General features: G+C 43.8%; 19 protein-coding genes and 3 tRNA genes. 13 read left to right on the top strand and 9 right to left on the bottom strand.

The window, feature by feature from the left end; translation table 11 throughout:
- Positions 1-24: 24 nt before the first annotated feature.
- From RA178_RS07920 to RA178_RS07880, 9 genes are all read left to right on the top strand, one after another.
- Positions 25-100: transfer RNA gene (locus tag RA178_RS07920), tRNA-Val, on the top strand.
- A gap of 28 nt (positions 101-128) precedes the next feature.
- Positions 129-204: transfer RNA gene (locus RA178_RS07915), tRNA-Val, on the top strand.
- A gap of 28 nt (positions 205-232) precedes the next feature.
- Positions 233-308: transfer RNA gene (locus tag RA178_RS07910), tRNA-Val, on the top strand.
- A gap of 167 nt (positions 309-475) precedes the next feature.
- Positions 476-706: a hypothetical protein gene (locus RA178_RS07905; RefSeq protein ID WP_105252063.1), complete on the top strand. Its 231-nt coding sequence runs from the start codon at positions 476-478 to the stop codon at positions 704-706.
- A gap of 467 nt (positions 707-1,173) precedes the next feature.
- Positions 1,174-2,193, top strand: a complete 1,020-nt coding sequence (locus RA178_RS07900; protein ID WP_113941003.1) for a TRAP transporter substrate-binding protein — start codon at positions 1,174-1,176, stop codon at positions 2,191-2,193.
- Between the two features lie 59 nt (positions 2,194-2,252).
- Positions 2,253-2,909: a TRAP transporter small permease gene (locus tag RA178_RS07895; protein ID WP_173497702.1), complete on the top strand. Its 657-nt coding sequence runs from the start codon at positions 2,253-2,255 to the stop codon at positions 2,907-2,909.
- Positions 2,909-4,306: a TRAP transporter large permease gene (locus RA178_RS07890; RefSeq protein WP_028761090.1), complete on the top strand. Its 1,398-nt coding sequence runs from the start codon at positions 2,909-2,911 to the stop codon at positions 4,304-4,306. The genes RA178_RS07895 and RA178_RS07890 overlap by 1 nt, the downstream gene beginning before the upstream one ends.
- Before the next feature lie 129 nt (positions 4,307-4,435).
- Entirely contained in the window at positions 4,436-6,232 is a 1,797-nt protein-coding gene (locus RA178_RS07885) for a sensor histidine kinase (RefSeq protein WP_028761091.1), read from the top strand.
- A 4-nt stretch (positions 6,233-6,236) separates the two neighbouring features.
- Positions 6,237-7,616, top strand: a complete 1,380-nt coding sequence (locus tag RA178_RS07880) for a sigma-54-dependent transcriptional regulator (RefSeq protein WP_173497699.1) — start codon at positions 6,237-6,239, stop codon at positions 7,614-7,616.
- Positions 7,617-7,632: 16 nt separating this feature from the next.
- Here the strand turns inward: RA178_RS07880 and RA178_RS07875 are convergent, their stop codons facing one another.
- The gene (locus RA178_RS07875) at positions 7,633-8,880 is read right to left on the bottom strand and encodes an MFS transporter (RefSeq protein WP_306685085.1); all 1,248 of its coding nucleotides are present in this window, start codon (positions 8,878-8,880) and stop codon (positions 7,633-7,635) included.
- 162 nt (positions 8,881-9,042) lie between these two features.
- Between RA178_RS07875 and RA178_RS07870 the strand changes: the two genes are divergently transcribed.
- Positions 9,043-9,924: a LysR family transcriptional regulator gene (locus RA178_RS07870; RefSeq protein WP_028761094.1), complete on the top strand. Its 882-nt coding sequence runs from the start codon at positions 9,043-9,045 to the stop codon at positions 9,922-9,924.
- A gap of 85 nt (positions 9,925-10,009) precedes the next feature.
- Here the strand turns inward: RA178_RS07870 and RA178_RS07865 are convergent, their stop codons facing one another.
- The 4 genes from RA178_RS07865 to RA178_RS07850 all read right to left on the bottom strand — a co-directional run bounded on the left by RA178_RS07865 (position 10,010) and on the right by RA178_RS07850 (position 17,081).
- Positions 10,010-13,906: a S8 family serine peptidase gene (locus tag RA178_RS07865; protein WP_306685084.1), complete on the bottom strand. Its 3,897-nt coding sequence runs from the start codon at positions 13,904-13,906 to the stop codon at positions 10,010-10,012.
- Between the two features lie 740 nt (positions 13,907-14,646).
- On the bottom strand, positions 14,647-15,048 hold the full coding sequence (locus tag RA178_RS07860; protein ID WP_028761096.1) for a YbaY family lipoprotein: 402 nt from the start codon (positions 15,046-15,048) through the stop codon (positions 14,647-14,649).
- Between the two features lies 1 nt (position 15,049).
- Complete coding sequence (gene tesB, locus RA178_RS07855) at positions 15,050-15,916, bottom strand: acyl-CoA thioesterase II (protein WP_306685083.1); 867 nt, start codon at positions 15,914-15,916, stop codon at positions 15,050-15,052.
- Positions 15,917-16,142: 226 nt separating this feature from the next.
- The gene (locus tag RA178_RS07850) at positions 16,143-17,081 is read right to left on the bottom strand and encodes an SDR family NAD(P)-dependent oxidoreductase (protein WP_306685082.1); all 939 of its coding nucleotides are present in this window, start codon (positions 17,079-17,081) and stop codon (positions 16,143-16,145) included.
- A gap of 342 nt (positions 17,082-17,423) precedes the next feature.
- Here RA178_RS07850 and RA178_RS07845 point away from each other — a divergent pair, with 342 nt between their 5' ends.
- Positions 17,424-18,299 (top strand): 1,4-dihydroxy-2-naphthoate polyprenyltransferase, encoded by an 876-nt coding sequence (locus RA178_RS07845; RefSeq protein WP_028761099.1) that lies wholly within the window; start codon positions 17,424-17,426, stop codon positions 18,297-18,299.
- A gap of 135 nt (positions 18,300-18,434) precedes the next feature.
- Here RA178_RS07845 and RA178_RS07840 read toward each other — a convergent pair whose 3' ends face one another.
- Positions 18,435-19,250 (bottom strand): DODA-type extradiol aromatic ring-opening family dioxygenase, encoded by an 816-nt coding sequence (locus RA178_RS07840; RefSeq protein ID WP_306685081.1) that lies wholly within the window; start codon positions 19,248-19,250, stop codon positions 18,435-18,437.
- A 97-nt stretch (positions 19,251-19,347) separates the two neighbouring features.
- Entirely contained in the window at positions 19,348-19,830 is a 483-nt protein-coding gene (locus RA178_RS07835; RefSeq protein WP_306685080.1) for a DoxX family protein, read from the bottom strand.
- Positions 19,831-19,992: 162 nt separating this feature from the next.
- Between RA178_RS07835 and RA178_RS07830 the strand changes: the two genes are divergently transcribed.
- Positions 19,993-20,892 (top strand): LysR family transcriptional regulator, encoded by a 900-nt coding sequence (locus RA178_RS07830; protein WP_168824327.1) that lies wholly within the window; start codon positions 19,993-19,995, stop codon positions 20,890-20,892.
- Between the two features lie 46 nt (positions 20,893-20,938).
- On the opposite strand, the gene RA178_RS07825 is transcribed toward RA178_RS07830, so the two are convergent.
- Both RA178_RS07825 and RA178_RS07820 read right to left on the bottom strand, forming a co-directional pair.
- Positions 20,939-21,406, bottom strand: a complete 468-nt coding sequence (locus RA178_RS07825) for a serine protease external chaperone (RefSeq protein ID WP_263186729.1) — start codon at positions 21,404-21,406, stop codon at positions 20,939-20,941.
- Between the two features lie 10 nt (positions 21,407-21,416).
- A complete protein-coding gene (locus tag RA178_RS07820; protein WP_306685079.1) occupies positions 21,417-23,543 on the bottom strand; it encodes a S8 family serine peptidase in 2,127 nt (708 codons plus the stop codon).
- Positions 23,544-24,422: 879 nt separating this feature from the next.
- Here RA178_RS07820 and RA178_RS07815 point away from each other — a divergent pair.
- Positions 24,423-25,745, top strand: a complete 1,323-nt coding sequence (locus tag RA178_RS07815) for an IS4-like element ISSba6 family transposase (RefSeq protein ID WP_259216148.1) — start codon at positions 24,423-24,425, stop codon at positions 25,743-25,745.
- Positions 25,746-25,786: the final 41 nt, after the last annotated feature.

Below are 25,786 nucleotides of genomic sequence, written 5' to 3'. Positions count from 1 at the left end.
AATTGTGTAGTTTAAGAATGCCCAGGTCGCTTAGCTCAGCTGGGAGAGCACCTCCCTTACAAGGAGGGGGTCACTGGTTCGAGCCCAGTAGCGACCACCACATTCTGCAATACACATGTTATATCCCAGGTCGCTTAGCTCAGCTGGGAGAGCACCTCCCTTACAAGGAGGGGGTCACTGGTTCGAGCCCAGTAGCGACCACCATATTCTGCAACACACATGTTATATCCCAGGTCGCTTAGCTCAGCTGGGAGAGCACCTCCCTTACAAGGAGGGGGTCACTGGTTCGAGCCCAGTAGCGACCACCATAAATCTCCCACAATAAACTTTACCCACGCGCTTACTCAACTATGCTTGATCTCAATCAGCGAGTGATAAGTTATGCTATTCGGCATTTTATATTTCGTTAAATACTAAGCACTATCGACACTCAGCCTGATTTCATTCTGCTTTAGCATTTTTGGAGATCAACATTATGGCCAGCGTCAGTCAATCCGCTTCTCTTGCCAATATCGCCACTTATTTAAAGCATACCCACGCCTGCGATGAGCAAACGGCTCTAAAAGAAGCGCGGGAAGTCATGCATAATCTCGTCAGCATGCGCCAAAAAGGCTTTATTACCGGTTGGTACTTTGATGAACAAGGCCATTTAGCCTTGTTACCTAGCGATGCTATCCTTAAACGTATTCTTTTAGAGGATGACTAACAGCATCAAATGAATTGTGTCTTGTTTGACTACGATAGCTATCGACTTAACCTCCCTAGACTTCACATCTCACCTACACTTCTTCTCCTAAAGCAGCTCACCACAATATTTGTCGTTATATCGCATACTTTTACGGCTTTTTTTGATCTGAAAATAACTAAGTTTGTTTAATTTTTCTGCAACTATAAAAACCGTCAATTTGGGGTGGATCTTCTCTATGGGTGGGTTTCCACCCAAACACAAAATCACTGTGAGCGAGATCTCACCCACCAAACTAAAAGTGTGACAAACATCAAATGAACTACACTTTAGTAACCAAACACTTACAGAAGCTAGTGTAAGTTGGCGTGGTATTTGCCTTTAGTAAGACAGACCTCAGGGAAATCAAGGCTGTATTCCTACTCAAACTTGGTAACAAACTAACCAAGACTGAGGACAAATCCTAACAACAGAAAAAGGAACTCAAGATGATATTGAATCAACAAACTGGATTGACCCGTCCACTCAAAACCTTAGTCAAAATGCTCGCTGTTGCCTCCGTATTTGCGACCAGTTTTAACGTATTTGCAGAACCGATTGAAATTAAGTTTTCACACGTAGTGGCAGAAAACACACCTAAAGGCCAAATGGCACTTAAATTTAAAGAACTCGTTGAACAACGTTTACCAGGTGAATACAAAGTCAGTGTATTTCCTAGCTCACAGTTATTTGGGGATAACAACGAACTAGCGGCACTGCTGTTAAACGACGTACAATTTGTCGCGCCTTCACTCTCAAAGTTTGAGCGTTACACTAAACGTCTACAAATATTCGATTTACCTTTCCTATTCAATGATATGGATGCCGTGAACCGTTTCCAACAAGGTGAAGCTGGTCAAACATTACTGAACTCCATGAGCCGTAAAGGGATTGTCGGTCTGGGTTATTTACACAATGGTATGAAACAGTTCTCATCTAACACACCACTTAAAAATCCTGCTGATGCAAAAGGCTTGAAATTCCGCGTTATGGCATCTGATGTTCTAGCAGCCCAGTTTGATGCTGTTGGTGCAATCCCTGTGAAAAAACCTTTCTCTGAAGTATTTACCCTACTTCAAACCCGCGCTATCGATGGTCAAGAAAACACTTGGTCAAATACTTATTCACAAAAGTTCTATGAAGTGCAAAGCCAAATCACTGAAAGTAATCACGGTGTTCTCGACTATATGGTCGTGACCTCTGACACTTTCTGGAAAGGTCTACCTGCTGACAAACGTAAGATCATCAAAGAAGCTTTAGACGAATCTATCGCATTAGGTAACAAGATTGCCGCTGAAAAAGACAATGAAGACAAACAGTTAATCCTTGATTCTAAACGTTCACAGTTAGTAACTCTGTCTCCTGCTGAACGTCAAAAATGGGTTGAGGTAATGAAACCTGTTTGGGCTAAGTTTGAAGATCAAATCGGTAAAGATGTGATTGATGCTGCTGTTGCTGCAAATAAATAATAATGATGATAGCCGCTTAAGCTCAACCGAGCTTAGGCGGCCATTTCAGCGAGGGGATTATGGCTGTGATATCGCGAATATTTGGTTATATTGAAGAAGGTGTGCTCAATTTATTGATCACTCTGATGACGCTGTTAGTGTTTTCAGAAGTCGTCGCCCGCTTCTTCTTCAACACGGGTTTTCTTTGGATCCAAGAACTTACATTAACCTTTTGCGGTTGGTTTGTGTTATTTGGTATGTCCTATGGGGTTAAAGTCGGTGCCCATATTGGTGTCGATGCGTTTGTTAAAAATTTAGCGCCAAAGGCTAAAAAGATAGTATCTCTTATTACTGCCTTTGTTTGTATCGTCTACTGCGGACTCTTTTTAAAAGGCAGTTGGGATTACTTAAGCCAGATGTATCAAATCGGTTTGCCTATGGAAGACATTCATTTCCCACAATTTATATTAAAAAGCCTTGATCCAGATTTTGCTTGGAACACTTTAAAAATAGATATTGAAGATGGCGCAATACCGATTTGGTTATCTCAAAGTATTTTAATCATTGGCTTTTTTATGTTGACTTGGCGTTTCGTCGAACTCTTTATCGCCATTCTGCGTGACCAAGTCTCAGGCTTCCAATTTGCCGATGAAGCGAAAGAAAGTATGCATTTAATCGATGAGAGCGCTAAAAACGCTAAAGTAGATCCAGTCTCTGACCAAAAGGAGGCTAAATAATGGCTATTGCAACCCTATTTACCGCCCTATTCGTATGTATGTTTCTCGGTATGCCTATCGCTATTGCATTAGGTTTTTCCAGCATGCTGACGATTTTATTGTTCTCGAATGATTCCTTAGCCTCAGTTGCACTCAAGCTGTATGAGTCTTCATCAGAGCATTACACTTTACTCGCTATCCCCTTCTTTATTCTGTCATCCGCCTTCCTATCAACGGGTGGTGTTGCTAGACGGATTATCGATTTTGCCATGGACAGTATTGGACATGTCCGTGGTGGATTAGCGATGGCATCCGTTATGGCGTGTATGCTGTTTGCTGCGGTTTCTGGATCATCTCCTGCGACTGTTGCGGCAATTGGTTCTATCGTCATAGTCGGCATGGTAAAAGCAGGTTATCCCGAAAAATTTGCTGCAGGCGTGATCACGACCTCTGGCACTCTCGGGATTTTGATCCCACCTTCAATCGTCATGTTAGTGTATGCCGCAGCAACGGAAGTATCGGCTGCAAAAATGTTTATGGCAGGCTTAATCCCAGGTTTAATGATGGGATTTATATTGATGATCGTCATTTATATCGTTGCCCGCTTTAAAAACTTGCCCTCACGTCCTTTTCCTGGCGTTAAACAACTGGGGATTTCAAGTGCCAAGGCAATGGGTGGATTAGCACTCATCTTTATCGTATTAGGCTCTATCTATGGTGGCGTTGCGAGCCCAACCGAAGCATCAGCTGTGGCTTGTGTATATGCTTACCTTATTGCAGTATTTGGCTACCGTGATATCGGGCCATTAAAAGACGTGGCATGGCGTAATCAAGGTGAAAACTTAGCCAAAGCAACTGCGCGTAACTTAGGCCATATGTTCTTAGGACTGATTAAAACGCCTATCGACAAAGACATACGTCATGTTGTGCGCGATGGTGCCAAGGTCAGTATCATGCTGCTGTTTATCATAGCTAACGCTATGCTATTTGCGCATGTATTAACCACAGAACGTATCCCTCACATTATTGCTGAGTATATTGTTAGCATGGGTTTACCCGCCTGGGGATTCCTGATCATCGTTAACTTACTGTTGCTTGCTGCCGGTAACTTTATGGAGCCATCGGCGATTGTACTCATTATGGCGCCAATTCTGTTCCCTATTGCAACGCAATTAGGCATAGATCCTATCCACTTAGGTATCATAATGGTCGTGAACATGGAGATCGGTATGCTAACGCCGCCGGTGGGACTCAATCTCTTTGTCACCGCTGGGATCACGGGACGCAGTATTGGTTGGGTGATTCAGTCGGTTCTACCTTGGTTACTCGTGATGCTAGCCTTCTTAGCCCTGATTACTTACGTACCACAGATTTCACTCTTCTTACCTGAATGGTTGGATTCGATGCGTGGATATTAGTCTGCAATTCAAGGTTGTGAGATTACCCCTTGATTACAGATAGATTTTAAGCGAGCCTAGTCAGGCTCGCTTTGTTTTATTATGCGCAGTATCAGTTATTGATCCCGTTGCTTTATCAGGATAACCACCATGTTGCCCATGACGCCTAAGGCCAAGAAACGCCTCTTTCTGACCGTTGTGTTACTTGCAGGCCTATTTGCAACCCTCAAACTGACCTACTGGGTGCATTTGCATCAAGGTAAAATCGAGATCCAAAAGCAATCGGAGAAACAACTAAAGGAATTAGTCAGTTTTCTCGATGGTGCACTATCGCGCTACGAAAGTATTCCCCACGTGCTCTCGACTAACCCAATGCTCGCCAATGTCCTGAACGACCAGCAGAATCCTGATAAAGTCCAAGAGCTTAATTTATATCTCGAAGAAATTCAGCATGTCACCGAAGCATCCGATATCTATCTGATCGATGCCTTAGGTATCGCCATTGCCGCCAGTAACTGGCAACAAAGTTTTTCCTTTATTGGCAAGGACTACTCCTTTAGACCCTATTACACAGATGCTATCTCGGGCAATCTAGGCCGTTATTACGCAGTGGGTACCAGCTCAGATAAGCGCGGATTTTATTTCTCTTACCCTATTTATCAACAAGGTGGTAAAGGCATACTTGGGGCCATCATAGTCAAAGTTAATATTGCCGACATAGAGCAACAAAGTACCAGTATCGCGATTGCGGGTCAGTATCAGTTCCTTATCAGTGATCCTGAGGATATCGTCTTTATTTCCAGTATCGATGAATGGCGGTTAAAGTCACTAACCCCGCTTACCCAAGCCAAGCAATATGCCCTTAATGCCTCAAAACGCTATGCAGAACGTCCCATAGGAGAGTTGTTGATGAAGCCGCCCTATGAAAGTGGTAGTCAAGCTATGCTTTACCAACTGCAAACGGGTACAGACCATGAACAATACATGGACATCCACCAATCAATGGCTAAAGCAGGCTGGCGAGTACACATCTTAGCGCCAATCAAACCTTTACTGACCTCTTTGCCCGCACTGATGTTACTGTCAGCCAGTATTTATCTTTTGCTGGCACTCAGCATCCTATTTAACGCCGAGCGCCGTCGCAATCTACACCGAATGCAACTAGCGCAAAGCCTATTAGAACAGCGAGTTGAAGAACGCACTCAGGACTTACAGCAGGCCAACAATCAACTCAAAGATACTCAAGATGAGCTGATCCAAGCGGCAAAACTGACAGTGATAGGCAGTTTATCCGCCAGTATTAACCATGAACTCAATCAACCACTCGCGGCACTTCGAAGCTATGCCCAAAATACCCAAACTTTTCTCGCCCGTGATATGCAAGATAAGGCACTGGATAATATCAAGATTATTATTGAACTTACCGACAGATTAGCCGATATTGTTGGGCAATTTAAAAGCTTCACCCGCAAGAGCCAAGGCGCTGATAGCGCAACCGATATTGGCCGCTGTATCAAGCAAGCCCTGACCATAGTTCAACCTGCAATTGATAAACAGGGTGTTGAACTCGATGTACAATTACCCAACGGCAACTATCAGGTTTGGGGCGATAAGGTTAGATTACAACAAGTGTTTGTCAACATTATGAGCAACGCCATTGTCGCTATGCAACAATCAGTTAAACGCCAATTGGTTATCCGCGTGACCAGTGAAGATAAGTTTTGCATCAGCATCCAAGATTCGGGCCCTGGTGTGCGTGAAAGCCAAATGGAGAAAATCTTCGAACCCTACTTTACCACCAACGAACGGCACGGATTGGGGCTAGGCTTATCAATTTCACAACGTATTATCGAATCCATGCAAGGCCAAATTAACGTTGCCAATGCCGAAGAGGGTGGCGCTATTTTCCAGATAATTTTACCTATTTACTTGCTCGAGGAACGTTAGTTTTATGAGTGTGCCCAATTCAATTCAAGATTATTCTGTTCTCATCATCGACGATGAGCCGCACATAGGCACAGTTCTCGTTCAACTATTTGAACTGGAGGGCATTAAGGCGCTCGCCACCACAGAACCCAAAGGTATCGCTAAGTTGCTGCATAAAGATTGGGCGGGAATGGTGATATCGGATGTCAACATGCCACAATTAGACGGCATCAGCTTAATGCAACAAATCCGTCTGCAAGATCCCGATCTCCCCGTTGTCCTACTCACTGGTTTTGGTGATATTGCCATGGCAGTCAATGCCTTAAAACAAGGCGCCTACGACTTTCTCGAAAAACCCTTTAATAACGAACATATACTCGATGTGGTTAAACGCGCCTTAGAAAAACGCAGTCTAACCTTAGAGAACCGCAAGCTTAAAAAGGATCTCGAAAGCCAAAGCGTACCGGGCCCTCGTATTTTGGGCAACAGTGTCGGCATCAACCGTATGCGCCACATCATAACCCAAGTGATAGATACGCCTGCGGATGTGTTAATTGAAGGCGAAACCGGTACAGGTAAAGAACTTGTTGCCCGCTATTTACACGACCACAGCAGCCGCAGCCAAGCCAACTTTGTCGCCATCAACTGTGGTGCAATCCCCGAAAACTTAATTGAAAGTGAACTCTTTGGCGCCGAAGCGGGGGCCTTTACTGGCGTCGATAAGATGCGCATTGGCAAATTTGAATATGCCAATGGTGGCACGTTATTTTTAGATGAAATTGAGAGTACGCCACTGTCGCTGCAAGTAAAACTGCTGCGGGTACTTGAAGACCGTAAGGTTGAACGCTTAGGGTCAAACAAAAGCATCAGCCTTGATATACGGGTAATCGCCGCCACTAAAGTAGATTTAAAGAGCTTGTGTGACACCGGGGAATTTCGCCAAGACTTGTTGTATCGCTTAAATCTGGTGACTGTGCCCATCCCTCCCCTGAGAGATCGCCGTGAAGATATTCCGTTACTCTTTTTACACTTTGCCCGCGTCGCATCGGCACGCTATCACAAAGCGCTTATTGCCTTAAATGCGGAGCAAAACGCGATACTGACTTCCCACGACTGGCCAGGCAATGTGCGTGAGTTACGTAATCTCGCCGAACGCTTTGTGCTGCTGGGCGGAGAAGCCGCCTTTGCTGGCACGTTAGGCAATACTCCAAGCCTGCACTCGAGTATGTCCCTGCTACAAAGGGTAGAGTTTTTTGAACGGGTACTGATTGAAGAAGCACTTAGCCACAACAAGGGCAGTATTAAGCAGACCATGGAGCAGCTAGAACTGCCCCGAAAAACCCTCTACGACAAAATGCGTAAATACGATTTAGACCGCAAACAGTACATTAATTCCGATGACTAAAAGGCATATTTAAGCTTTAGACCAACGCCCGTTTGACATGAGTTTGATGGTAATGCAAACGGGTGATAGCTAAGGCGATCAAGGCTAATAAGGTTAACGACCCCATCACCACACCTCGCCACTGCGCCTCATGCCAAAACATCATCAAATAAGGGCCGCCAATCGCAGCACCTAAGTAATAACAACATAAATAGAGTGACGTCGCCTTAGCTCGATCACGACTGGCCCGCATTGCAACAAAGGAATTACAGCAACTGTGGGTAAGGAAGAACCCACAGGCGGTCATTAAAAAACCTAAGCTAATGGTTAAGGTCGTATCAAACAGGGTCAGTAAACTGCCGAGTAACATCACGCACCAAGACCATTGATACAACTTATGTTGACCAAATTTGGCGAGCCACTTTGCAGTAAAATACGAAGCGACAGTCCCGCTGGAATAACACAGAAAAATCAAGGTGGCTTGGAAACGACTCCATTCATAGGGTGGAGCCATCAAATGCAGTTGAATAAAGCTAAATTGATTCACCATCATCATAAAGGTCAAGCCACCAATCGCGTAGACCAAACGCATTTGCGCATCGGTGAGATGATGACTAAAGCCATGAAGATCTTGCGCTAAACGGACGCGTTTTGATAAGGAAGGCTCAGTGTTACTGGGGGACATCGACTGCGCATCGGCAAGTGAAGGCAGCAAATAGTTCACTAAAGCCACCCCCGCTAACGTCACTAGAAACAGCAACCACATAGATTCTTGCCAAGATAAAAACTGCGACATTAAACCACCGAGCAGACGTCCAACAATCCCGCCAATACTGTTCGCCATGATATAAATGCCTGCGGCTTTCAGCATAGTGCTTGGTGATAATTGCTCCTTAAAGTACGCCATGGCAATCGCAGGTACGGCAGCGAGTAATACACCTTGTAGCAATCGCACTAGCACTAACCCATTAAAATCCGGTGCCCAAATTAATAGTAAGTTAGACAATGCCAATAACCACAAGCTGACAATAATTGGAGTGTGTCGACCGATACGATCTGACAGTACCGCATACAAGAGCAATGAAAAGGCTAAGGAAAAACTGGTCACCGACAGGATCAAGGTTGCTTTAGAGCCTGATACCGCAAAATGTTCCGCAATCAGCGGCAACATGCCTTGCATTAAATACAAGTTGATATAGACCACCACTGAAGCGACGCAGAGCGCCCACATCAATCGGGTGTCACGCTGTTTATTGTCAATCATAGTATCTAATACGGCTTGCACGGGAGCCTCAACTAAGTAGCACTCATAGGATAGACAAAGGTTATCACTGGGCATAACATAACAATAATAGATAATATCTATCGTAATCATTGATTTTTGTTATAGAAATAGCGCACCAAAAGTACACTTCTTGCCACTAATAAAATAGTACGAGCCCGATTAATGGATATTCGCCAACTCAAACATTTAGATGCCCTTGCCAATACCGGCAGCTTTACCGCCGCAGCCAAGAAACTGAATATGGCTCAGCCCGCGTTAAGCCAAAGTATCAAGCGCTTAGAGGTCGCACTCGGCGTCACCTTAGTCAATCGTACGAGCAACAAGAATGATAAACTGCTCACACTCACGGCCGAAGGTATAGTCCTGCATCAACACGCCACTTTGATCCTAAAACAAGTTAAGCAGGCCGAAGCGCAAATCCGCGCCATGGCCAATCTCACCTCGGGAGAGGTCCGCATTGCCGTGCCGGGCATGCTGGGTTCTTTCTATCTCCCCTCGCGCTTAATGGCTTTTCGGCATAAGTACCCCGAGTTGAAACTATCACTGTTTGAAGGCGGGACGCGGGATGCACTGCGCATGTTGCAACAGGAAGAAGTGGATATTGCGATCATTACCGCCCAAGACCTACAGCCCGAATTTGATAGTCAGCTGTTGATCCGTGAGCAAATGGTGATCGCCATGGGTGCCGAACACCCTTTAGCGGAACATAGCGCTGTGAGTCTACATGACTTTTTCGACCATGAATTAGTGATGTTCAAAACAGGTTATTTCCACCGTGAGTGGATACTCTCTCAAGCCAAAGAATTAGGCAAAAAGCCCAATATTGCCTTCGAGACCAATTTGATTAATCTGATTAAACAGATTGTTTCCCAAGGATTTGGGATCACCAGTGTACTTGAGATGGCGATAAGCTCAAAAGATGACATTTTAGCCAAACCCTTCGATCCACCGGTATTTTTAAACCTCCATATTGCATGGAAAAAGCAGCGCCCCGTCAGCCAAGCAGACCGCGCCTTTGTCGATTTTTTAATGTCAAATCGCTAACACAAACCAGCAAATGCAAAAAGGGCTGATATCAATATCAGCCCTCCTCTCTTACCATTAAACCTTCCGATTTTACTCTGAGGGTTTAGCCTTGTTTACGACGACCAAAAGCAAAAGGTAGCAACAACAAGCTTAACCAACTTAAGGCACCACCATCATCTTTCTTGGCTGGTGTTTCAGTCACAGATACAGACACAACACTTGAATCTTTATTACCGTGGTTATCAGACACTGTCAGTTGGAATGAAACAGTCTGAGCAGAGCCACTCACGTTTGGTGCGACGAGATTAAGCTTGGCCGCATTAGCGTCAAAGTTAAAGCTGGTGCCTCCTAACTGAGTCCATTTGTAGGTCAAAGGATCATTGTTGGCATCCGACGACTTACTCGCATCGATGAACAAAGGTTTACCTTCTTGGACAGTGGCAGGAGCTTCAATCACAGCTACTGGCGCCACTTCTGGAACATCAAATTGATACTCCTGCTTCAAGATTTCAGCCGAGTCGTTATTCACTTTGTTGGTCAATGCCACTATGTTGCCTTGACTCGCCTTACGTGGCACTAAGTCAAAGGTGACATCTAATGCCGCAGCAGCAGAGGCCATTTCGATAGTCCAAGTGATCTTATTGCCCACTTGCGCACCTTGATGGCTAATATTAGCCACTTCATGACCTTCAGGTAATAACGCCTCTAGGGTGTAAACACGGGTTTCTTGCGTTTTGTTCGCTTCAATACGTGTCTTCATCACTTTAGCGGTGCCAGGTGTTAATTCACCAGAAACAGTACTGCCTAGAGGAGGTAATACGTCATCACTAACGCGCTCAAATACGACCGGAATTTTAACAGGTGCGACTTTGTCATCAGTGGTGGTCAGCGTCAGCATAGCTATGCCAGCATCTCCCACTAGCATCGCTTGTTTCCATGCTAAGTTGACATTGAAATCTTTATGATCACCCGTAAGATTTGCAGTTAAGTTATCACCCGCTTCATCATATAAGGTTACTTGTTTCAAACTAAAGGCATCATCCGCATCGGCTGCAGATGCCTGATAGTTTTGTACAACGACAATATACTCACCCTTCACTGGGTTCTTAATGGATACACTTTCCTTTGAACCGCCAAACGCAGAAGATGCCGCGATAGAAAGCTTGCTACCGTCTTTCTTATCGAGTATCACAAACATGTCTAAGTCAGGAGAGGTTGTATTACCGATTGATGCATTGAAATATAAAGCTTTATCTTCAACATTAAAGCTAAATACTTTTACGCCATCGGCCAAATCATCAAATGCACTATCGGTATTTGAATCCTGTTTCACACTTGATTCATAAGTAGCGCTTAATTTAAGTGCAGTCACTGTCGCCGCAACACCCGGTAGATCAATCGCTTTCAAGTGCGCCAAATTACGTTCATCTGCATCACGTGAGGCTGAAACATTAACCAAAGCAGGTAAATCGCGTTTAGCTATCTTAGCTACGATCGGCATATTAGCCGTTGGGAAAGTATCGGACGTTAATACTAAGTTACCAAAGCCCCAACTTGCACCGACGTCAGTCACATCCGCAGTCACTGTAATCGTTTGGCTTTCACCTTTTTTGAGATTAAAGCTTTCTGGCGTCACAGTTAACGCGAATTTATCCGTTGCGGAAACGCCTTTTGCAGTCCAGCTACCATCAGCCGTTGCAGTAACAATACGTGTCCAAGTACAAGTATCAATACAACGTGAATCAGCCATGCTTGGAATGTTTAGCTTACGTGGATCACCACCTGTCGAAGGATTAGCAATCTCGTAGTTTAAGGCACTTTCATCCATCACTAAGCCCGTTTTTGCCGCTAAATCAACACGAATACGACCGGCTCCTACGTCAAACGGATCAGCAACGGTTTTACCATCGGCTTTTTTCATGGCTTGGGCTGTCGTTGACGTCATCATTAGCGCAGAACGAATGTTGTCTGGCGTCCAATCCTTATGCAGCGATTTAAGTAACGCACCAGCACCGGCAACGTGAGGACTCGCCATTGAAGTACCTGACATCAAAGTGAAATCAGCAGGATCTGTACCTGTTTCATCATGGCCAAACTGTTGGTCGGAATAAGCTGCGTAGATGTCACTGCCCGGTGCAGCGACATAGGGTACGAGTACATCGTTAGTCAGATTAGGTCCAATCAATGAACTGGTAGATAAAACATCCGCTTCTTTACTGGCAACTTTAGGGGTTGGAGACAGCGTGATTTCAAGAGCAGGATTTGCCGCCATAGCAGCAATCAATTCTAAGCCATCAATATCACCAATAAATACCGCTGGAATATTCAATTTATCCAGCCCCGACATAGTCAGACGCGCATTATTTTCACCATCTCTATTGAAAACAATCACACCCTTAGCGCCAGCTTCCATTGCTGCGGCCACTTTGATATCGAATGAACAAACACCGCGTCTTAAAACGGCGATCTTGTCTTTAAAGGCATCGGCAGGGAACGGTTTACAGGCTTCAAAATTGGTCGCATCAATTGCGCCAGCATAAAGGGGCACACCTTTGAGCACTTCAGTTTGAACCGGACCAGAACCAGCAGTGTAATGATAGTTTTTACCATTAAATTCCACGGCGCGTACTATGTCACGGTTATGAGTCGAGTTAGCGACCGAAGTATACCAAGGTGCATTTTTAGGCGTAGAGTAAGGTGTTTGATTAATCGCAGGGCTCGTGCTTGTCGCGGCACGAGTGTTACCCGCAGCCACTGCAGCAAAAATCCCTGCATTACGCGCGGCTAAAAAGCCTTGTTCCGTCGCACTATTCCACGGGTTTCCACCGCCACTGATAGAAAAGTTAAGCACATCGACGCCATCTTTAATCGCATCATCTAAGGCTTTTAAAATCGGTGCGGTCGGGCAGCCAGAATAAGTGTCGCCCGCATTACCCGGATTACAAATTTGATAAGCTATGATGTTTGCATGTGGTGCAACACCTGAGATTTGTTTAAATTCAAGGCCTGTCGCAATGCCATCGCTTTCTAACTTACCTGTTTCACCTTGCACATAAGGCACATTCACTAGGATGTTACCTGCTGCGGTACTCGCAACGTGAGTACCATGCCCACCGTAATCCTCACCATTTTTAGCTGGAGGGGTGTCACCAAACACTTTTGCATCGTCGTAGTTATTTGTTATCTCAGAGTAACTGCGAACTCCAATCAACTTGTCATTACACATGCTCGCGAAATCAGTTCTACAATCACCAATATAGATGCCTTGACCTAATGGGTTTGTGTGGTCATAGCCATCTTGGCCAACATCAGCGAAAGAAGCATGATCTGAGTTAATACCTGAGTCGATAATACCGACTATCACGCCTTCCCCCATGGCTTTCGTGCCCGTCGCGCTGCCATCCCATACATTAGGAGAACCGATAAGCGCTTGACTGACGTCGGTTTCCATTTGCTCCATGCGCTCGCGCTCAACAAACGCAACCTCAGGTAACTCAGCCATTTTCTTCGCTTGAGCTTGAGTCATGCGAACCGCCATACCGTTTAACGCATACTGATATGTCGTTAATGGTTGCAGATTGGTGCCAATAGCCGCACTCGCGTTAGCTAAAAATCGGTTCTGTTTTACTTTCAAATAACTAACATAACTTTTGACTTCAGCTTTAGAAGCATCAAGTTTACCGTTCACAGCAACTTTTGAAGTACCGTTTACCTGCACTCTTTGTGAACTAGTCGCTTTTAATCCTGGAATAGTTCCTTGGTAATTAGCAACCGAACTATCGCGTAAACGGACGATATAAGTATATTCACCCTCACCTAAATCTGCTTCAGGTACAAACTTAACCTCAGCTCCGGCAGCGTTACCGCGTAATGAAATGACTTGTAATTCACTTGGAATATCTAACTGCAAGGTTTCACCCGTAGGTGATAATACGGTTTGTGCATTTGCCGCCGACGATAACAGTGCCATAGACACTGCTAATGCTATTTTAGTTTTCATTGTGACTTCCCTAATTCTTATAAGTTGTATGATTTATAAAACTCAGGTTTGGGTGGCATGAAAACGCTGCGGCAACCAAAAACATCACCCGTAACTGACATTTTTTATGAATAACCATTCAATTTACTGTGATGATGATCACTGAGTTTTATCGCGATAATTTGTAACACGTGATGATACAAATTAAAACAGTAAGTTAACAGAACGTAATTCAGTAAATGATGAACAACCTCATACCTTGTTAAAATAAATCCATATAACCTTTATCAGACTGTTTTATGTCCCAACGATAAGTCGTAGTATAAAAATCGATAAAAACAAATAATAAAAATTAAATCATACAGTTAAACTTAACCTTTAAGTGTCAGCTCAAAAATACTCTTAGGTTAAACAGAATGAATACCCGTAAATAAATATTCTTTTTTATAAATATCATTAGTTACAAAATAAACGCAAAAGATCTTTTGCGAAACAATAAACAACAAAAACCACAGCATTAATTTAACAAAAAATATACATATTGTATTTGTATGATATTTTACAAAATGATGCCCCTTATAAAAATTAACTAACTTATGCATTAATATTCTTAATCCTGTATAGAGCAAGTTAATACTTAATCTCACATTTACAGCATAGTAAGCGGATTATTGACCACAAAAAAGCCCTTTCAATATAGAATTGAAAGGGCTAAATCTTCATCAATATAAAAACAATATTATTGCAGTTGTGGCCAGTGGTTAATTCGCCATCACCGCCTTCATTAACACTTCTGTCGTGAACTTATCATTATTGATAACTGGGAACCTGTCATAGGTTTGGAAGATCACTTGGTCTTGAAACTTAATCATCGCCACTACGCCATATTGGATACTTTTATCGATCGATTTAGCGGGCAATGTAAATTTAAATGGCACAGGTGCTCTGGCGATATTGAAGGTTTTTTGTGCGACGATGACACCTGGAGTATTCAAATCAATAATGGCAATAATGATTTGGCAGCCTTGAGGTAATGGGATCTTCTCTAGATAGCCAGCTGCGCCATTGATGATAATCGGTTGATCAGGTGTTACAGTCACGCAGCCATTGAGCAAGACAGCCATGAGAGAGAACAATATAAACGATTTTATTTTCAGATACATACTAACGTCCTTTTACCATGCGTATCAGGCCTTCTTGGGTAGAAGAAGCCACTAAATCGCCTTGTTGATTGAAAAACTGCCCTCTGACGTAACCTCTGCCACCGCTAGCATTAGGGCTATCGATACTGTAAAGCAACCACTCTCCCATATTAATCGGGCGATGGAACCACATCGCATGGTCGATCGTCGCCATTCGGACCCCAGGACTTAAGAAGGATACACCGTGGGGCTGAGCTGCCGTGACTAAAAAGTTAAAGTCTGAGGCATAGGCGAGTAAATATTCATGGATATGGGCATCATTTGGCATAGGACCATTAGCCCTCATCCAAACATAGCGGTACGGCTCGGTTTCTTTAGGCGCAAAAGGGTGCAGTGGATTGACCAATCGCATCTCAATTGGCGCATCGGCCATAAACTTTTCAAGTATGCTCGGCGGTACTTTATCCCGCATCGTCAGCGCCAATTCCTGCTGATTCAACAAACCTTCAGGTCCGGGTACTTGCGGCATAGCGGCTTGATGACTAAAACCTTCCTCAGGTTCTTGGAAGGAGCAGGTCATATGAAAAATCGGCCGACCTTTTTGAATAGCACTAACCCGACGAGCGCTAAAACTACCGCCATCACGCATATTTTCTACTTCATAAACAATCGGCAACTTCTCGTCACCTGCACGTAAAAAGTAGGAGTGTAATGAATGGATCTTACGCTCAGCAGCTACTGTCTGTTTTGCGGCGCTCAGTGCTTGGCCCATCACTTGACCACCAAACACATGCCCAAAACCCAGATCTTGGCTTTGACCACGAAAGAGGCCAATTTCAATTTGCTCAAGGGAAAGTAATGATAAAAGATCGTCTAATACCTGACTCATGGGATCCTACTGCGTAATTAGCAATTAATCTTAAAGGGTAACTCAGTTAGCCTTAAGCTGACCAGTCTTCTATCGATTATTCACAATCAAATCATCACTCCAACGGTGAGGAATTAAACCAGGCACGCTGGATTATCTATGTTGTTATTGTGGTTAGCATCTACGGCCATTTACTGCATTTAAATCGCTATAGATGCAGGCTTAGTTCAAATACAAGCATGATGAATCAATCGATTTTAATGTGATGTTCTAGCGCACTTAACTTAGACCAAGACAAAACTTTATCCTCTCCACAGGAGTGCAAAGTCACGGGGAAGGATTGGTGTAACTGTGGCCACTGCTGCGAGAGGTTATCTGGCGTAAAAAGACCTTCATTAAAATACATAGGCTGAAACTCGACAAACATGCCGTGGCTAACACTGCCCGCTCCGGCGAGTAGATGTTGACCATTTGGCGCCTGTTCACTCACCAAGAAAGCCGTAGTCGCCGTTAATGATTCAAAGGAAAATAGCGGCTGAATCGCACTCGCTAAATGTTTGGCCGTCATCGCAGTTACAGCCTGAGGGCATAAACTATTGACTCGAATATTATGAATTTCACCTTCTAATGATAAGCTATTCACCATGCCAACCAGCGCCATCTTGCTCGCACTAAAACCAACTTGATGCAAGTCACCGAACAAGGCCGAGGCTCCCGTTGTCATCATTATCCGGCCAAAATGCTGTTGTTGCATATAGGGCCAAACAGCTTGAGTGAGATAAAAGCTGCCATTGAGATCGACATCCAATTGCCGTTGCCACTGCTCAAGTTTAATGTGCTCAAATGGACAAGCACCATAAACGCCCGCGTTATTAATCAAGATATCAATGCGATGCCAGCGTAGGATCACCTCTTCGATCATGCTGTTTACTTCATTTCGCTGACTCACATCAAGCACAAAATAAATGCAATCTCCACCGAGTTTAATAATGCTGCAATAGGTCTGCATTAATTCTAAGTTGGCTTGGCTCGTCCGAGCGCCGTCGGTGGAAATTGACTCATAGGACGATAACAGCTGGTCGACGAGTATCACTTTTGCCCCCCGTTCAGCCAACATGATGGCATACGCTCGACCTAACCCAGCCGCAGCCCCAGTGACTAATGCCACCTTATTGTCAAAACGCATCCAAATATGTCCTTATCGGCATTGTTGTAGCGGCAAAAAATAACGAGCATAGGGTAACAACCACCTATGCTATCTACTAAACAGAGTATTTAGCGTTACGCCTATGTCATGGACAGCACAAAGCCTCCATCAACATTAACTATGGAAACACAGACTTTTTTGATTTTCTTTGAACTTAACGACAAATCTCATCCTGCACCAGTGAACATATGTGCGCCAATTCAAACTCTGTTAAATGCGTTTATTAGATAGTGCTCACTTTCGTGTTAAATCTTGTTATGCTATGCGCTAATTGAGCCCTTGCTCGGTACCATTTCCATTTACCAATAACGACTGGACGCCATGAATCCTTGGATTTTAGCAATAAGACCCCGTACGCTACCCGCGGCCATAGGTCCCCTACTGATAGGCAACATTCTCGCCCTGCATCTTGAGAGTTACAGCTGGTTAATCGCTGCCACTTCAATGTTGTGTGCTGTCTTATTACAAATCGCCGTCAACCTCGCTAACGACTATTTTGATTTTAAAAACGGCATAGATACAGATGAGCGCTTAGGGCCCGTTCGCGTGACTCAAAGTGGTTTAATTTCACCAACAAGCGTTCGCAATGCCATGATATTTTGTCTCTTAATGGCGCTTGCCGTGGGATCATATCTGATTTGGCACGGAGGCTGGCCCATCGCCATTCTCGCCGCAGCCGCTATTTTAGGTGCTCTTGGCTACAGTGGTGGCCCCTATCCCCTCGCCTCCCATGGGCTCGGTGAAGTAGCAGCATTTGTCTTTTTTGGCTTAGTTGCAGTGGTGGGCAGTTATTATCTGCAGGCAGGCGATACGACTATTAATGCGTGGTTATTAGGTTGTGCGATTGGCTTATTTAACGCTGCGATTATGTTGGTGAATAACACTCGCGACATCCGTACCGACACCCAAGCGGGCAAGCATACTCTAGCGGTACGTATTGGCGAAGCTCAGGCAAAAGTGCTTTATCAAGCCTTAATCTATTTGCCCTTTGGCTTAGTCATCGCTGGCTTTTTATTCGGTATTTTACCCGGTTTACCAGTACTACTTGCGGGATTATCCCTGCTTATCGCCCGCAAACTCAGTAGCGATTTTTATGCCGTTTCTGGTGAAGCCTTAAATCCGTTACTCGGCCGCACAGCTAAGTTAACCATGATTTTCAGTACCTTGTTTAGCGTGGGTTTAGTGTTTACCGCATGAGGGTAAAACCATTAAGCTAGGACAGGCGATCCTGAATAAAAAAGGTTCATATCTTCGATAGATACGAACCTTTTTTATTGGACGCTGCACGACTTCAATTTGGCTTATTATCGACGAGGGCAATCCTCCCCCCATTTATTGCCAGATATAACCAGAGATCAGCGTGTTTAACAAAATACCATTAAAGTTGCGTTTGGCATGGGATGAACCATTATGGCCTGCACCAAAACACACATGTAGCGGTAATAAATGTTCTTCCCGCGGATGACTAAAACGCGCTTCAGGGGCTGATTGCCAATGAGTTAACGCTGTTTTTACCTCGGCAGCACTATCACTTGCCGTTAAAGTTTGCGTCAACCAATGATCAAATTCTGCACTGCGGCTTTGCACTGTGAGATCGCTTGAGAAAAAAGCCCGCATATTGTGAAACGACATGCCAGACCCCACGATCAACACCCCTTGGTCCCGCAGCGGCGCTAAAGCCTCCCCAATCGCTATATGGGTTTTAGGATCGAGGCTGTGGACTAACGACATCTGCACCACGGGAATATTCGCCTCAGGATACATCAACTTAAGTGGTACAAAGGTACCGTGATCAAATGCGCGTTCGCTATCTAAGCGGGCTGCGATGCCCTTATCCGCTAGCTTATTCGCAATCTGTGCGGCTAATTCTGGCTCACCGGGTGCAGGATATGTCAGCTGATAAGCCTCAGGTGGAAATCCATAGTAATCATACAAAATACTTGGCTTTGGGCTACTCGACAAAGTCACCACAGATTCTTCCCAATGGGCAGTGATCAACACAATCGCCTTCGGAGTTGGCATTGGCGCTGTTACTGAAGTTAAAAATGCACGCAACTCCCTATGATTAACATCATTGAGCAAAGGCATAGGGCCACCACCATGGGGCACAAATAGCACAGGCATACGACTCGCGTTAACTTGCATCATAATCCTCTCGTGTTGATTAACTTATATCTGTACTACTGGCTTTAAACTCGGCATTTCTCGCTTAACTCACTGTTCTACATAACACTTCAATGCACGCTTAAAATGCGGAGCGATTCAGCACCAACTGCCGCTGAAATTGCACTAAACGCTCAATAATTTCATCCAGTTTGATAACCAGAAAGAGGCCAGCCGATAAACTCAATGCCGGCAGTGCATTAATCGGCGCTTCATAGTTAAAGTGGAAATAAATCGCCCCCAACATAATCGCCAGTAAACCGCTCGCCGATAGCACTCGGTAGTCACGTAAACACAACCCAAGGGCGCCAATCACTTCCATCAAACCAATAAAATAACCAAAACCAGTGGGAAGATTCATTAATGTGAACGGAACATGGAACATAGACACGCCAAATAACTTGGCAAATCCCGAGATGAAAAACACTATGCTCATCGCCAATGTGACGGTTGCAGCGGCGCGATTGAGTGTATTGGCACAAAGGAATAACTTCTGTGTATCAACCTCTGCAACTAAGCCATTGATACTTGAACCCTTAGTATCACATAAGTTTGAAAATCGCATCGCACACACACCATTGATCTTAATATTGCCGTCAATCTTAGGCATAAATGCGCAGACGACGAGCGAGAATGGAGTAAATTATGAGCCGATAAAAGATAAATAAATATGGAATAAAATCTAAGATCTCCTAAACTAATAATTTATAACTTGCGAGCAATCCTTGTGACCTTAGACCAACTGCTGATGTTTAAAACCGTAGCTGAGGCGGGCTCACTCAAAGCTGCCAGTGACAAGCTACATAAAACCCAACCCGCCATTAGCCAAAGTATCAAACAGTTAGAATCCCAACTCGATCTTATCCTGTTTAATCGCGAAGGTTATCGACTCGCCATCACTGAGCAAGGTCGAAAACTGCTGCAACATACCCTGCGGGTACTGAATGAAGCGCAAGAAATGAAGCAAGTAGCGAAGCATTTAGCCAAAGGTAACGAAGCAAGCATCACCTTAGCTTTTGAAGCCTCCTTTAATCTCGCTCGAATTTTGCCGATTTTAGAGCTGACTCAAAATGAGTTTCCCTATACCCAAATTATTCTCAAACAAGAGTTTTTAACTGGTGCACTCGAAGCGCTGAATCAAGATAAAGCTGAAATCATCATCTCCGCAGGCGGAATTGAGCCCATACGTTCGAGCCATTTAGAATTAGCCTATCTTTTTTCCGGTAGCCTTCTCGATGTTGCAGCACCGCGCATGCTTGAGCGTCATCCGACACTGACCTACGCACGAGAGCTCGTTAATGAATACCAAATCGTGATCCAAGATACAGGCTCAGGCACTGCGAATATTGAGTTTGGGGTACAGGCGGGGCAACGACGTTGGTATGTTAATGATTTTTATACTAAGAAAATGCTTATTCAAAGTGGTATGGGCTGGGGCAAGCTGCCGCACTATATGATTGAAGATTCACTCAAACAGGGCGCGTTGATTGCACTGGATCTGCGTGAAAGGCAAAACAACATTCAACTCGATTACTATGTGATGCGAAAACCCCACTCACCTTTAGGCCCCGTCGCCCAAGCACTCTGGCAAAAGCTGATCGCCTTTGCTACTGATGAACTTGCATAATTAAAAAGTAAAAAGGGCCAACAGGCCCTTTTAAATCAAACAAAAACTACTGTATTTCTTGTTTGGCAATGGCACGATCTAACTTAGCTCGTTCAACTTCGGGTAACGCCTTAATCGCGTTCACTAAGCTGATGAGATCTGTGCCTTCTTCAGCGGCTAACAAGAGTAAATTACTCTTGTTCTGCCAATCCACTTTCAGGCCATGAGCTTTTGCAAAATCCGCAGCAGAAACACCAGGTTTGAGCTTAACAACTAATTTTCCTGTCATTTCTGCAAATGGCTTACCAGACTGAGTCACCACTTTTTGCCCTTTCGTCAACTGTTTTGCTTCTTTCACCACGCCAGCGTCAGTTTTGACAAAATATTGGCTGTCTAAGTTCAAGAATTGCGCTCGGCTCATAGTAACCTCTTTTACTTCTTCCTGAGGTTTATCCAAATCGATTTTGTCATGTGCCATAGCTTGTGCAGATAACATAAGAGCAACTGCAACTAATGATAGATTCAACGCTTTCATTTAATACTCCTTAAGATGCAGACTTGGCAGCGTGGCCATGGAAACGAATTGACCAACCTTTCAATTTACCATCAGCTTCGTTAGCAATAGAAATAGGAGTACGGCCTTTATCAAATTGAATAAACGAGTAGTCCCCGCTATTTACATCGATAAGCTTGATGGTCCATTCACCCTTTGATGATTCACCATAGAAAGCATTAGACAGCATAGGCGTCGCATCGAAACCTGTTACTAAATCTTCTAGGTTGGTTTTATCCATGACACCTTGATATACCAAACCATTATAAGGCGTCATTAACACACTTTTAGTTCCTGCTGGAGATATTAGCTCAACAGCCAGATCCGGTAGGCGTAAGTGATCTGCCGTTAACTCGATTTGTACAGCTTCAATCACTAAATCATCCGCCACCACTTGAGTATCACTGACACCATTGACGTCCGCATCAGGAATCGTTTTTGCCAATTCTTGACTTGCTTGCCATTCAGTTACCACGTATTCACCTAAATCCTCAGCATAGGATTTAGCCAGTTTTACCGCTTCGCTGACGTTAACACGGCCAAAACCATAAAAATTATGGAATGAATAACCCGCAGCATTTTGTTGCCATCCCGGAATAGCAGCATATTCTGGAGCACCTTCACCCTGACCAATAGTAACGGTTTTAGCCGCAATATCAGCTTTCACTTTGGTTGAAGTTTTGGCTAGAACATGACGTATATCGCGCCAAGTCAAATCTGGATTTGCACTCATGATCACAGCGACTGCACCTGAAGTATTTGGTGCCGCGGATGAGGTACCGTTCATCGTTGAAGTGTAATCACAATTTGAGTTTAAAGGATGTAACCCACCGTGGAACGGCGTGCTTGGACGATCTTCTGCAATCGCTGAACCACTCTTACACCCCATAAAATCCGTTGTTACAATCGCAGGATCATCACCCCCATCTTCACCACCGGGGGCTGTTACAAAAATATTCGAGCCCACAGATGAATAGCTAGAGAGTTCACCATTAGCATTAATCGCGCTAACGACTAAGTTATAAATGTTAGCATTGTCAGAGGACATGTTGGAATTATGGAAAGGTAAACCATGGTTAGCGGGATTTTCCGCCGTTGCCGTGAAGTAATCTCCCGGTATCCAAAAAGTATTCCAACGGTAGTATTTATAACCATTACCTGCCGATTTAACGAAGATACTGCCTTTACCATCGAAGCTTTGAGTTGCAATATCTTGATAAACTTCGGTTTCATCTTCATTAAATTTATCGGGAAATGGCACACTGTAACCATAGCTTTGGTTAAAGACACGCGCACTGTCGCTGTAGGCACTGGCACCATGTGATTTTGTAAAGTTTTCAAATGTTTGAACATTTTTAACTTTGCCTGTTGGGTCAGAATCTAAGAAGTTGAAACCAATCAATTTTGCCTTAGGCGCCACACCGCGACCACCGATACCATTCCAACCTTCGGCTGCAATAATCCCACCTACTGCAGTACCATGAGCAGCATCAGCAGAACCGGAGAAAGGTGTAGGGTCAACAGTACCAGTAATTAAATTGTATGAGCCACCATTCACACTGTTGTTCATCAGATCTGGATGAGCAATTTCTAAGCCGCTATCCACCACTGCGACGATCACGCCTTGTCCCATAAATTGGTCTGAAATAGCACCACTCACATTCATATCTTCACCAGCGACACCACGGTTTAGCGCAAAAGCATTCTGTCCTGTATTTTTTAAATGCCACTGGTAAGCATATAATGGATCGCCATTTCTGATATGGATCGTTAAGCTGGCCTCTGCTTGATACTGACCGTCAGATACTTTAAATCTGACAACTTCAGTACCTTCACTCGCATCGGAAGAATAAGTGAATTCACCAGTATTCTTATTAACTAGAGTAAAAGTACCTAGTTTTAAATCAGTAGGATCAACTAAAGAGTAAGTCAAACCACCTTCGACATCTGTCGCATCTAATTTGCCGGTGAATAATAGAGACTGCGACACATCAATGGTCATATCGACAGTTGTTGGTGCTGTGTTGACCTTAGCAACTGGCTCAGGAGCCTTTTTGTCACTTCCACAAGCCGTCAATAAGGCGGCCGTGATGCTTAATGCAACAATGGACATACGCATGGATAGACATTCCTTCTTGTCATTACATTTTATTATTTAATATTGGATAACTAGGATTTATTCGTTATTTATCCGCATTAAATACTGTTATTTTAATTATTATTGAACACCAAAAACCAACATTAGCATTTATTGGTGATACATCTTTTAACATATGAATAATGAGAATGAAAACGGCAATAAACAGAACGGTAGATTGAATATATATCTCCTAGCTATAAACCCAATAAAAATAGACATACTAAATTTAGTTTAACCTTTAAATCACAAGAAAATTAACCAATAAAATCATTAGACTAAATGTAATTTCAAGGAGTTACAATTAATAATACATCTGTTTGATTATATTTTAAAATTTAAAATATATTGTTACACTTTCATAAAAAATAAACATAACAACATGACGTACCAATTTAACCTCAAACAAATGGTTACACTTTAACAAGAGATAGAAATAACAACATGACGTACCGATTTAAATCTAATAAAATTCTGAATATCTTATAAATACATAACGAACTTAAATATTGAGTAGCAATTCAAACTATAAAAAAACATTAAAGCGTATTGAAATTAAATATTAAAAATGAACCGCTGAAAAACCATATATGCAGAAAATTAAAACCACAGACATGATCTTACTAACTATTAAATCTAATTAAGAATTTAACTCTAGGGATAAGGTCCGTCGCGAAAAAATAATAAAAAAGTCATAACTATTATCTTTGGAGATAATGAGTTAATTTTCAGTTCAAATCGATGTAGATCGGGCATAAAAAAACCCTCAATTATGAGTAATGCCGATCAGTTAAGACAGATCGCTTGACGATCTCGCTGAAAAGATCAAAATCCGATGACCTCATGTCATCGGATTTTTTTATGCAACTCTCAGAAGCACTCGCCCGTACTCATATTACCCGCCTAACCGAATTCACCTGCTTAGCAGATGTGTTAGAACCTGAGTTAATTCAATCTTGCCTAGACTCTCAGGGCGTTGCGACGTTAAGACGGCGTAAATTGCCGATGGACGCGATGATTTGGGCCGTTATCGGAATGGCTTTGTTCCGAGGGGAATCTGTTCGGTCACTCATCAACAAACTCGACATTGTTTTGCCGCAAGAGATTGATTATGTTGCACGCAGCGCCGTGACTCAGGCGCGTAAACGATTGGGCAGTGAGGTTATTAGAGAAGTATTTAGTCGCAGCGCCAATACCTGGCACGCGAGAGCTGAACATCCTCATTGGTGCGGCCTTAACTTGTATGGTGTTGACGGTGTAGTGTGGCGGACACCCGATAGTGTCCAAAATCAAGCCGCCTTTGCGCGTACCGCAAACGCTTCAGGCGAAGCTGCTTATCCGCAAATTCGCATGGTTTGCTTGATGGAATTAAGCAGCCATTTGTTGGTCAACAGCGCCTTTGATTCGGTTGCCGAAAATGAAATGAACTTAGCATCCCAGCTCATTCCTAGCATTCCCAATTACAGCCTAACCCTATTTGACCGAGGATTTTACTCGCTCGGCCTGTTACACGCTTGGCAGCAAGCGCAACCTGATAGCCACTGGTTGTTGCCATTGAAGAAAGGCACTCAATATGAGGTGGTGCGAACGCTAGGAAAGCATGATCAGTGGGTGAAACTCACCACTACACCTCAGGCCAGAAAGAAATGGCCGCAGCTGCCTGAAACTCTTGAAGCGCGTTTATTGACTAAGACAGTGAAAGGTAAGCCAGTCGCCATTTTGACCTCGTTGACAGACCCGATGCGTTACCCCAGCGAAGACATCGTCGACTTATATGCCCATCGATGGGAAATAGAACTGGGCTACAGAGAGATGAAGCAACATCTACTGGAGAGCCGTTTTACGCTCCGTAGTCAACTACCGGAGCTGGTGACTCAAGAGTTATGGGGCGTGCTACTGGCCTATAATCTCATTAGATATAAGATGTTGCTGATGGCTAAAAGCTTGCCATCGGTCCACCCCAATCAACTGAGTTTTCGAGATGCGGCGAGTTATATCATCTTCAAGTTGACACAACTGTCATCACAAACACCGGGGAATGTCCCGAGAGACGTATTGGATATAGAACGAAATGCACGGCAATTTAAGCTGGATGGTAAACGGGAAAGGGCATATCCACGAGTTCTTAAAATGAGCAAAAACAAGTTCCCGGTTAGACCAAAGAAAAATGCCGTTCACTCTTAAGTGAACGGCATTACTCAATTATGAGGGCTTTTTTATAATAT

This window comes from Shewanella oncorhynchi (genome assembly GCF_030848765.1).
GTDB classification, from domain to species: domain Bacteria; phylum Pseudomonadota; class Gammaproteobacteria; order Enterobacterales; family Shewanellaceae; genus Shewanella; species Shewanella oncorhynchi.
The sequence above is the reverse complement of the archived record's forward strand: the minus strand, read 5'-3'. Positions and strand labels throughout refer to the sequence as shown.